12 protein-coding genes are annotated in these 10,675 nt (G+C 27.9%); 6 read left to right on the top strand and 6 right to left on the bottom strand.

Translation table 4 applies throughout. The annotated features are described in order from the left end of the window. The first annotated feature begins 4 nt into the window (after positions 1-4). The 3 genes from FJM08_RS00450 to rsmA are packed head-to-tail and all read left to right on the top strand — an operon-like array spanning position 5 to position 2,243. Entirely contained in the window at positions 5-688 is a 684-nt protein-coding gene (locus tag FJM08_RS00450) for a 5'-methylthioadenosine/S-adenosylhomocysteine nucleosidase (RefSeq protein ID WP_140031256.1), read from the top strand. Further along, positions 689-1,453, top strand: a complete 765-nt coding sequence (locus tag FJM08_RS00445) for a TatD family hydrolase (protein WP_140031255.1) — start codon at positions 689-691, stop codon at positions 1,451-1,453. Between the two features lies 1 nt (position 1,454). Beyond that, on the top strand, positions 1,455-2,243 hold the full coding sequence (gene rsmA / locus FJM08_RS00440) for a 16S rRNA (adenine(1518)-N(6)/adenine(1519)-N(6))-dimethyltransferase RsmA (RefSeq protein WP_140031254.1): 789 nt from the start codon (positions 1,455-1,457) through the stop codon (positions 2,241-2,243). A 37-nt stretch (positions 2,244-2,280) separates the two neighbouring features. Here the strand turns inward: rsmA and rpmB are convergent, their stop codons facing one another. The 4 genes from rpmB to dnaA form a co-directional block, all read right to left on the bottom strand. Further along, entirely contained in the window at positions 2,281-2,478 is a 198-nt protein-coding gene (gene rpmB / locus FJM08_RS00435; RefSeq protein WP_140031253.1) for a 50S ribosomal protein L28, read from the bottom strand. Positions 2,479-2,545: 67 nt separating this feature from the next. Continuing rightward, entirely contained in the window at positions 2,546-2,758 is a 213-nt protein-coding gene (locus tag FJM08_RS00430) for an RNA-binding S4 domain-containing protein (RefSeq protein ID WP_140031252.1), read from the bottom strand. Position 2,759: 1 nt separating this feature from the next. Continuing rightward, positions 2,760-3,857, bottom strand: coding sequence for a DNA polymerase III subunit beta (gene dnaN / locus FJM08_RS07175; RefSeq protein WP_140031251.1), 1,098 nt, complete (start codon positions 3,855-3,857; stop codon positions 2,760-2,762). Between the two features lie 15 nt (positions 3,858-3,872). Continuing rightward, on the bottom strand, positions 3,873-5,222 hold the full coding sequence (gene dnaA / locus FJM08_RS00420) for a chromosomal replication initiator protein DnaA (RefSeq protein ID WP_140031250.1): 1,350 nt from the start codon (positions 5,220-5,222) through the stop codon (positions 3,873-3,875). A 433-nt stretch (positions 5,223-5,655) separates the two neighbouring features. Between dnaA and rpmH the strand changes: the two genes are divergently transcribed. Genes rpmH through yidC form a run of 3 tightly spaced genes read left to right on the top strand, consistent with a single transcriptional unit; the run spans position 5,656 to position 8,094 of the window. Further along, a complete protein-coding gene (gene rpmH / locus FJM08_RS00415; RefSeq protein ID WP_371690277.1) occupies positions 5,656-5,805 on the top strand; it encodes a 50S ribosomal protein L34 in 150 nt (49 codons plus the stop codon). 29 nt (positions 5,806-5,834) lie between these two features. Then, complete coding sequence (rnpA, locus tag FJM08_RS07170) at positions 5,835-6,161, top strand: ribonuclease P protein component (protein ID WP_140031249.1); 327 nt, start codon at positions 5,835-5,837, stop codon at positions 6,159-6,161. Then, entirely contained in the window at positions 6,151-8,094 is a 1,944-nt protein-coding gene (gene yidC, locus FJM08_RS07165) for a membrane protein insertase YidC (protein WP_140031248.1), read from the top strand. Before rnpA ends, yidC begins: the two co-directional genes overlap by 11 nt. Before the next feature lie 90 nt (positions 8,095-8,184). Here the strand turns inward: yidC and pepF are convergent, their stop codons facing one another. Both pepF and FJM08_RS00395 read right to left on the bottom strand, forming a co-directional pair. Then, complete coding sequence (gene pepF, locus FJM08_RS07160) at positions 8,185-10,020, bottom strand: oligoendopeptidase F (protein ID WP_140031247.1); 1,836 nt, start codon at positions 10,018-10,020, stop codon at positions 8,185-8,187. Between the two features lie 2 nt (positions 10,021-10,022). Then, positions 10,023-10,544, bottom strand: coding sequence for an adenine phosphoribosyltransferase (locus FJM08_RS00395; RefSeq protein WP_140031246.1), 522 nt, complete (start codon positions 10,542-10,544; stop codon positions 10,023-10,025). Between the last annotated feature and the right edge of the window lie 131 nt (positions 10,545-10,675).

Here is a 10,675-nt window from a genome sequence, read left to right as displayed (position 1 = left end):
TATCATGCAAGCGAAATTAATTTGTTTTGCCGAAAAAATAGAAGCTAGTTTTTTTCTAAAATATATTCAGATATTAAAAACAAAGAAAATTTTTGCAAATGATTATCAAACATTTATGCATTGCAAATATAAAAATCAATTATTTTATTTACTTTTTACAGGCGTTGGAAAAGTAAATGCGGCCAGTTCCTTGTCACATACTTTACTAAAAAACAATAATATAGATTTAGTTATAAATTGTGGGCCCGCGGGATCTGTTTTTGATTCCAAAATTGGTGAACAATATTTGATTGAAAAATGCAATTATTATGATATTGATTTAACCGGTTTACCTAATTATAAATTAGGCCAACTCCCAGATAAAAATGTATATTTTGATGTATATAATTTACATAAAAAATTAGAAAAATTAAATCTTAAAAAAGCTAATTGTGCGACAGCTGATAGATTTGCGAAAAAGTGTGATGCAAAAATAATTGAAAATAATTTTGAAAATAAGCCATATCTAGTCGATATGGAATGTGCTGCACTTGCACATGTTGCTTCATTATTTTCTAAACCCTTTTTAGCAATTAAAATAATTTCAGATGTTATCACTAATGAAAATCACCTTGAATATATTGAATCAAAAAAAATATGGGAAAAATCGTGTGCGGATGCCTTGCTAAAAATTTTGGAGGTTTTATAAATGAAATATATCGATATTCATACTCATCCATTTAAAGAATATTATGAAAATCCTTTTAAAGTTGTAGAAGATTGACATACAAACGGAAATATGGAAAAGTTATTTATTTGTGGGACTAGCCGCGAAGATTCAATCGAATTAATGCAATTATGTCAAAAGGGAAAATATATGCATCCAATAATCGGCATTCACCCAACACTAGCAATAGGCAAAGAAGATGGCAACTTTCTTGAAAAAATAATTGACGAAACTGTTATCGGCATTGGTGAAATAGGTCTTGATTATCATTATGATGATTCGCCATCAAAGGAAATTCAAAAAGAAAGTTTTATCGCTCAATTAGATATAGCTAAAAAACACAATATTGTAGCGGTTTTACACATTCGCGATGCACTTGATGATGCATTTGAAATTGTTACACAACCGCAATGAAAAAATCTTAAAATTGTATTTCATTCATTTAGTGGAGATGCTGATTTTGTAAAAAAATGCTTGCCTTTTAAAAATTTGTATTTTTCAATAAGCGGAGTTGTTACTTTTAAAAATGCTAGAGCAACTCAAGAAGCAGTTAAAGAAATTCCACTTGATAGAATTTTTTGTGAAACTGATACACCATATCTTGCACCAACACCAATGCGAGGTAAACCTAACATAAGCCCATATGTTATGTACACTTATAAATATATAGCTACATTAAAAAACATTTCAGAAAATGAATTTGTTAATCAGGTTAGAAATAATATAAAGAAAGTATTTGGTGTCTAAAATGATTAAAGCACTAAAATCTTTTGGGCAAAATTTTTTAATAAATAAAAATATTAGATTTCAAATCGTTGAAAGTGCCAATATTGCTAATAAAAATGTAATTGAAATAGGACCAGGCTTAGGTGCAATTACCGAAATTTTAGCGGGCAAGGTTAAAAGCTTGGTTGCTTATGAAATTGATGAAAGACTTTATTCATATTTAAGAGAAAAAAACTTTGATTCAAATGTAACTATAATTAATGGAGATTTTTTAGAATCTTCAATTGATTTTATTGAAGGCAAAAAAGTAAATATCATCGGTAATATCCCATACAATATTACATCGCCAATTATTTTTAAATTGTTAGACAATATAGAAAAAATCGAGAGTGCTACACTTATGGTACAAAAAGAAGTTGCTGATCGTATTGTAGCAAGCCCTAACAACAAAGCATTTAGCAAATTGTCAGTGATCATGCAACTTTTTAGCAATGTTAAAAAACTTTTTAACGTAAAAGCCAAAGAATTTAGTCCTGCTCCAAAAGTGGATTCCGCAGTTATAAAAATTGATTTTATTGAAAATAAGTTTTTAATTGAAAATAAAAGGGAAATTTTAGAATTTGTAAAATTTTGTTTTCAATTTAAAAGAAAAATGTTATTCAATAACCTATTAACAAAATACGCAAAGGAAACAATTCTTAATATTTTTGCTAAATTAAATATTAGCAAAAATGCACGCGCAGAAAGTATTGAAGCCCAAACATTTTTAAAACTTTTTTTAGAATTTAATAAGCAAAAAGATCACTTGTAATACGAAAGTGATCTTTTATTAATTTGTGAATAAATATTTAAGCAACTAATCCGTATTTTTTCAAAGTTCTTGCATTTTTAGCGGTTACACGAACTGTTTTTTTGCTACCATTGTCAGTTAAAACGGTAACTTTTTGCAAGTTTAAATCAAATGTTCTTTTAGTTGTATTTAAAGCATGTGATCTTTTGTTTCCACTTAATGCTTTTTGGTTTGTTAATTGATCTCTTCCTGGCATAATTTTCTCCTTTACGATTTATTGTGAGCATTTATCAAATTAGTATGATTAATATTTTATATTATTTTTATTTTTTGGCAACGATTTTGTAAATATTATCGTCCACTCATACGATATCGCCAACTTTAATTTTTGCGTTTCTACCGCCAACTTCGCGTTCGTTAATAATTATTTTATGCGCTTTAACAAAATATTTTGCCATACCACCGGTGGGACAAACATCAATCAATTTTAAGAATTGGCTTAATTTAATGGATTCTTCTTTTATTTCTATATTCATGTTAAAAACCTTTTTGTGGTGTAATTAATTGCAAAATATTTGGTTTTTCATCAGATTTAACAACAATTCTTAATTTATCTCTGGTTAGCAAAATTCTGAGATTTTCATCAAAAACAGAAATTGCATCTTTTAAAAATTTGCTGTTAAGAGCTAATTTTAATTCGCCACCATCATAACTAAAGTTTTGTGTTTTTACTTCGGCGTTAGCTATTTCATCACGTGTAGATCAAATTGTTAAAACACCATCATTGATATGTAACTTAATTTTATTATAATTTTCGGTAATAATAACAGATGCCTTATTTAAAATATTATTTAGTTCACGTTTAGAAATCTTTAATTCAGTTTCAAATTCTGTTGGAACAATTCTTGATACATCTTGGTAAACTTGGTCAACAATTTTTGATTGAATAATTGTGCCTTCAATTTCAAAAATGATTTTTTGATCAGATACATATAATAAAACTTCTTCGTTGCATTCAAAGTTAAGCATATCGCGAATATTTTTAGCTAAAATTGAAACATTAAATTCTACATCTTCGTTTATTTCTTTAACTTCTTCGGCATAACGATATCTATCGGTTGTTATAAATTTTAATTTATGATTTTGTGCAGAAATATTTACACAACATAAAATTAAATTTAATTCGTTGCTTGATGCTGCAAAAATAACATCTTTTGCAAGAGATTTTAAATCTTCTCATTTTATTTTTATTTGGTCCCCGTAAACACTAAAATCGATTTCCGGATAATCAGAAATTGAATATAAATTCAAACGATAATTATCATTTTCAGTTTTAATTTCAAGTGATTTATCATCAGATTTTAAAATCAAATCGCCTTCCAATTTTTTAATAATATTTCTAAATAAACTTAATTCAACTAAAATACGACCTGGAGTAATAATTTCAGCATCCATGCTAGCTTTAATTTCATGTTTAATACTAATTTCACCGTTTGAACCTATTAAGGTAATTAAATTATCTTGAGCTTCAATTATCATCCCCTTCATTGCTGGTATAAATGGATTGGGATCGACTGCTTTTGCAACTCTATCGGTTATATAATCTAGTAGTAATTTATTAATTTTTAATTCCATATTTTTCTCCTCACTTTAAATAATCATCCGTAAATTTTCTTTAATTTTTTCAATTGCCAATTTTAGTGTTGGGTTAGATTTAATGTTCTTGTCAATTCAATTGATTGAGACAATAACTGTTGAGTGTGATTGATTTCCAACCATTTTGCCTATATCTTGAAGTGTATAATCAAAATTATTTTTTATTAGATAAATCGAAATACGACGAGCAATAACAATTTCTTCGGTTCGCGAATTACTGGTAATTTTTTTTCTATCAATTTTATAATATTTGCTTACTGCGTCAATTATTCTTTCTGGCGTAATGTTTTCTTTGATTTGAGTTGCATTTTTAAATATTCGATGCATAGTTCGCAAATCATAAGTAAAGTAATCATCATTTTCAGAAAATAGTTTAATGCGATTAATTGCACCTTCAATGCTACGAATTGAATTTGAGAAATTTCTAGCAATAAATCTTAAACTTTCGTCTTCTCATAATTTGGGATTAATATCATTTTCAATTAACTTAAATTTTAAAATTTCAATAATATCCTCAATGCCTGGTTGATTTATTTCAAGTGTGAGCCCGCCATTAAAACGCGTAATAAATCTTTGCTCAAAACCGCCCAAATCATTTGGTTTTTTATCACCACAAATAATGATCTGCTTTTCGTTATTAATCATTGTGTTAATAATAGTAAATAAAACACTTAAGGTACCTTCACGATTGCCATATTGTTGAACGTCATCAAACATTAAACAATCATACGTGGTTAATTCATCAATTATCTTATTTATTTTTTCTTGGTTTTTTGCTTTTAGTTGTTCTACTAATTTACGTGTTAGCGAGTCAGGATTAATATATAAACAGGTTTTATTTTGCTTTGTTAATTCATTTCCAATGGCATGCAATAAGTGGGTTTTTCCCAATCCACTATTTGAGTGGATAAATAAAGGCGAATAAATCATCTTATCTTCCGCGCAAATAATTTTTGCTGCCTTAATTACAACTTCATTAAATTTACCAGATGCGTAATTTTCAAAAGTTAAGTTTTGTTTAATGTTATTTGATTTAGTTTCAATTGGCTTGACTGTGTTTAAAGATTCTAGTTCATTCACATTAGTTATAAAAATAACATTAACATCGCGCTCGTATACATTTTTAATTGTTCGATTAATGTTTTCACCTTGAGTTGATTTAATAAATGAAATAATTGCTTCTGGACAAAAAACATAAATATCATCATTTTGTTCGTGTACAATGTATAAATTTTTTAAAAATTGGTCATATGTAAAATTGTCACTAGCGTTATTTTTAAGTTCATTTTGTAGCGCTATATTATGCACTTTTAAATCAGCTTGTAGCTCTTTTATATCCTTCATAGTAATAAAATTATATTTTAAATATTCTGTGAAATAAATTTTCACCAAATAAATCACATTATTTAAATTTTATTGACAAAGTTATTAACATTGTGAATTTTTGTTTTTCTCTTATTGTAAGAATATTTTTTTAGAAAAAACGGTAATTAACATTAAAAAAATAATGCTTATAATTTTGTTTATAAGTTTTTAGATTTTCCAAGAAAAGACAAATTAATTTAGAAAATAATGTAGCGTCACATTAGATTAAAAAATGCCTTTATTTATTAATATAAATATCCTAAAACCGCCACAATTAATTTTTAGAAAAAATTTAAAGATAAAAACGATACATTTTTTCTATAATATATTTGCCTAATTTTGGTTATTTTGGTAAAATAAATAAAGTTATTTTGTATTTATAAGATTAATTTTAATTTTTTAAAGGAGCGATATTATGAAGAGAACATATCAACCTAAAAAACGCAAACACATTAAAGTGCATGGTTTTATGGCTAGAATGCAAACTAAAAACGGTCGAAAAGTTTTAGCAGCAAGAAGAGCAAAAGGAAGACATAAATTAACAGTATCAGACGAAAAATAGTTTGATATTATTTTTATTTTTTAATAACTATGAATAAAGATAACGTTGTTAAAAAAAATTGAGAATTTCAGAAAATTCTTGACACAAAAAATCAAGTTGTTTCTAAAAATTTAATTATTTATTTTAGCAAATCAAAATTTTTTAGAGCAGGAATTTCAATACCTAAGCAATTTGCAAATGCAGTTGAAAGAAACCACTATAGAAATCAAATTAGAGCAATATTAAGAAAAATGGACATTAGCAATATTAACTTTGACACAGTTATCATTGCCCGTAAAACTTTTTTTAATTTGAGTTGAGATCAAAAAATAAAAGAAGTTAATAAATTATATGAAAGGATAACAAATGGCAAATAATGATTTTAGTAAACATTATAGTGATTTTAGAGCTAATCGCCCTGAAGATAAATCACCTAAAATGATTTGAAAAAAAGTTTGAAAATGAGTAAAAATTGTTTTAGTTATTGTGTTTATGACGATTGGTCTTGTTGGTTGTATTCAATCCACAGCGATCAAATCTAGTCCAAAGGTTGGCTCGGGGCAAGAACTTTACACTAAAAAAGAGAAAATTTCGCCTAATATTGTTTCACTAAGATACAACGAAATTAGTAAAAGTTTTGTCTTAGCTAATCAAGGCAAAACCGTTGTTGCCAATACTTATTTGAGCTTAAAAGAACCCGAAATTATTAAAAAATTGCAAGCACAAGATAAAAACTATGGCAAATATAATGGTCGCTCTTTTGCATTGCAATTGCAAAAGGAATTAAGTCAAAAAGTAAATAATGACAAAAATGACGAAAAAAATTGAGGCAATATTAATGGCGACAACGGCAAAGTGGTAGCCGATAAAAATTTTGTGTACAGTCGAGGCGATAACTATGCCTATTTAAATTTAGGTGATGCAAATGGTAATGGTGCCACCACAAATTACAAACCATTGACAGTCTTTAGCGAAATTTTAATTCCTGATTCAATCAAATTTAAAAATAACGCTCAAAAGAAGCATGATTATACTGCACTTTTAAATGTAGGATATGAAAAAATTCTTGGCCGTATATCAGCAAGCAAAACTCCATATGAAGCGATGCTTAGAGATTTACTACAAATTTTAATTGAAGAAACTCTTTTGATTTGAAATAAAGAATTAAGATTTGGCAACAAAGCTTTTCATGAAATTATTGGTGCTTCTGCAAATTCTAGTGCTCAAGAATTAATCGAAAAATGAAATGCCTATTTAAAAAGCTTCCTAACCAAAGTTGGAACGCCAATCAACGAAAAAGACGGACAACTATTTTTAACAATCACAACAATTTTTACAACAACTATTAAACAATATCTTTTAATTACTAATTACGAAAAAACAGGATATAAAATTACTGAAAATGGCGGCGAAAGATCAGTTTATTTTTTCAGCAGTATTACCCCTGGCGGAAATTATGACCGTAATAGTTGAATTGGAAAAATATTTAGTGAAAATGAACTAGTTCCGCAAAAACCAATTACAACCTATAAAGAATTTTGACAACAAGGCCCATTTTATGGCATGTTTGTGTTCCCTATTCACAGATTTATGACTGCGATAATGAGTGGATTAGGTGCAACTGGTTGAGCTGTAATATTAGCATTAATTGTCACAGTTATTATTGTTAGATTAATCACATTTGCTATTTCATTTAAATCGCTATTTAGTCAAGCGAAAATGGATGAATTTAATCAAAAGAAAGCCAAAATTGAAGCTAAGTATGCCGCATATAAAGGCGACAAGCAAATGATGCAACGTAAGCAAATGGAGATTCAAGAACTTTACAAAAAAGAGAAAATTTCGCCGTGAGGCCAGATGGTGAGCTTATTTATTACGTTACCAATTTTGATTGTTGTGTTTAGGATCATTTCGACTTCGCCGGAAATTAAACAAGCTACTTGATATGGAATTCAACTTTCAGCAACTTCTATGACAAGAGTCTTCTCTAATAAAGAATACATATACTTACCAATAATAATTTTCTCATTGGGCATGCAAGCGCTCGCGCAATACATGCCTAAAATATTGAAATATAAGCGTAAAAAATCATTGCGCGCTGATGCATATCAACAAGAAGCAATGAAAAAGGAGCGTCGCAAATTTAACATTATTTCACTAGTATTTATTGGCTTTGGCGTTCTATTTAGTGCTGGTCTTCAAATTTATTGAATTTTTGGTGCAATATGAACGATACTACAACATGTATTTGTTCATTACTTCCAAAAAACAAAATTCTTCAAAACTAAAGTTGAGCCAAAACTAGCATAATAAAATTAATACTTAAACGAGGATTAGTTTCCTCGTTTTTTTTTTTTTTTTTTTAATAAAAAAAGCGCAACCTTAGTTACGCATTTAAAATTATTTTTTAAAGATTTTTTTACCTAATTGAATGTAATAAGAAACTTTCTCATTTAAGATTTTAAAAGCCTTATTATAAATATCTTTTGAATATATATCAACACCAGCTTCCTTTAGAATTTCAGTAGGCCAATTTTTATCACCAGCGCTTAAAAATTTGTTCAAATAATTTTCTAAGGCAACTTTTCCTTCGGTTTTGTATTTTTGAAAAAAAACGTTTGCCACTATATATCCAAGCGCATATTTATATACATAGAAATAATAATAAAAGTGTGGAACCATAACAGAATATACGTTTAGCGGGTTTCCAATCTTTTCTGAGGCAGATTTAAATGAATATTTTTTAGCATTATTGACATATATTTCTTCAATCGCTTCATATGTATTAACAGGTAAGTTTTTATCAATCGCTTCATATAGTTCAAATTCGAAATTTGATCATTGTGTTTGACGTAAAACTGTGCCAATAAAATCATTGATACTTTCATTAATTAAATAAAATTTTTCTTTATCAGATTTAGCATTAGTTATTAAATAATCATTTAATAATAGTTCATTAAATATTGACGCAATTTCAGCAAGAAAAATTGGATATTGGCTTCTCTCAATCGGTTGGGTTTTATTTGAAAAATATGAATGCATTGAATGTCCCATTTCATGACATAATGTGTTAACAGAATTTAATGTTCCGTCAAAATTCATTAATATATATATTTTATTTAACCCGTATGACTCTCCAATTGAATATGCACCACTTCGTTTTGAAGGAACGTTAATATAATCAACTCAACGCTCTTTTATTGCTTGGGTAACTATATCATGATATTCGCCTGGCATAACTTTTGTTATTTCAGATAAAATTTTTTGTGCGTCTTCAATAGAATAATTAGATTTAATTTTTACTAAATCAACCGCCGCATCTCATTTTTGCATTTTTTTATTAAATTTTGCTTTATAGAAGCGAGATTTTGCTTGAAAATATCTACGAAAAATAGGCATATTTTCTTGTACAGAATTGTAAATTACTTCAAGCAATTTTTTATCAACGTGATCAGCTGATAGTATTGAATCTAATGAAGAAGGATATTTTCGATATAGAGCTTGAACAGAAATTTCCTTAATGTGTTGATATAACAATTTTGCAAGCGATTGCTTATGTACCACAAAGGCATTTGGATAATTAAAATAAGTTGATTTTCTGATAGATTCGTCAGCGCTTTTAAGCAACGAAATTCTAGTTGCTTCTGTTATTTTATGTTTTGTACCTTTTTTAGAAATTGCATAACCAAAATCGATTTCACTATCTGTTAAAATTGAGAAAATCTCTTCAGGATTTGGATCTCCATTAGCGGTAGCATTTATAAAAGTTTCGACCGAATCATCTAATTTATGATCTAGGTTTTCTAAAATTGCAATTAAATCTTTTCGCACATTTTTTAAAGCGGGTTCGTCTAATCATTTTTCAATTAATTTACGATTTTTAGCGATACGATTGCTTTCGGAACCGTTTCGTTTGGTATATTCGGCCGCTCTAGATTCAAAAACAGCAATTTTTTTATTTATTTCAGTATCTACAATGTTGGTATTCAAAGTGTTTGATAAATAATTACTAATTTTATTGCTTAAAATTTGCATTTGATTGGCTAACTTTAGGTAGTTTTGATAATTTTGCAAGGATTCGTATTTACTATCCTTTATTTCAATTATTTTGTCAAATAACTTAAAATATTCATCTTCAAGTTTTTCATAACTTTTACCATTTAAAATATCTTCTAAATCGAAGCGATATTTTTCTTCTATTTCTTGATATGAGTTATATTTTTTCAATTTTGTCATAGTTATTCGCTTTCATTTTCATTAACGTAAATTAAACTTTTAATATCAAATGGTAAACGTTTACGAGCATCAAAACCATCTAATTCCATTAATACAATAATTCGCAAAATTTCTACGCCTTGATCTTTTAGCAATTCGGTTATAGCTTCAAGAGTTCCACCGGTTGCCAAAACATCATCAATAATTACTGCCTTTTGCCCCGGTTTAACTAAACCCTTTTGAATTTCTAAAATATTTCTACCATATTCAAGTCCATAATCACAGCTAATAACTTCCCCGGGTAATTTGCCCTTTTTTCTTACCATAATAAATGGTTTAGATAATTTGGCTGCAACGGGCGTGCCAAATAAAAATCCGCGAGCATCGGGGCCTACAATAATATCCGCGTTTTGGGCTAATTTAGCCATTTGTTCAATGGCTTCATGCAGGGCCTCACCATTTGCCAAGAGCAACGAAATGTCTTTAAACTTAACGCCTTCAATTGGAAAATTTTCAATCGTTCTAATATATTTTTTTAGTTCCATAACATTAAAATTATATAGTTTTTAATTTTTTAAATATATTAGTAGAAGTTTTTTGCTAAATTACCTTTTTTTGTAACTTTATTGATAAAATAAAACATATTTAAAACTTTAATTTTCAAGAAAATAATGGA

The organism is Metamycoplasma equirhinis (genome assembly GCF_006385185.1).
In the GTDB taxonomy this organism is placed as follows: Bacteria; Bacillota_I; Bacilli_A; order Mycoplasmatales; family Metamycoplasmataceae; genus Metamycoplasma; species Metamycoplasma equirhinis.
This window is presented reverse-complemented; position numbering and strand designations above follow the sequence as displayed.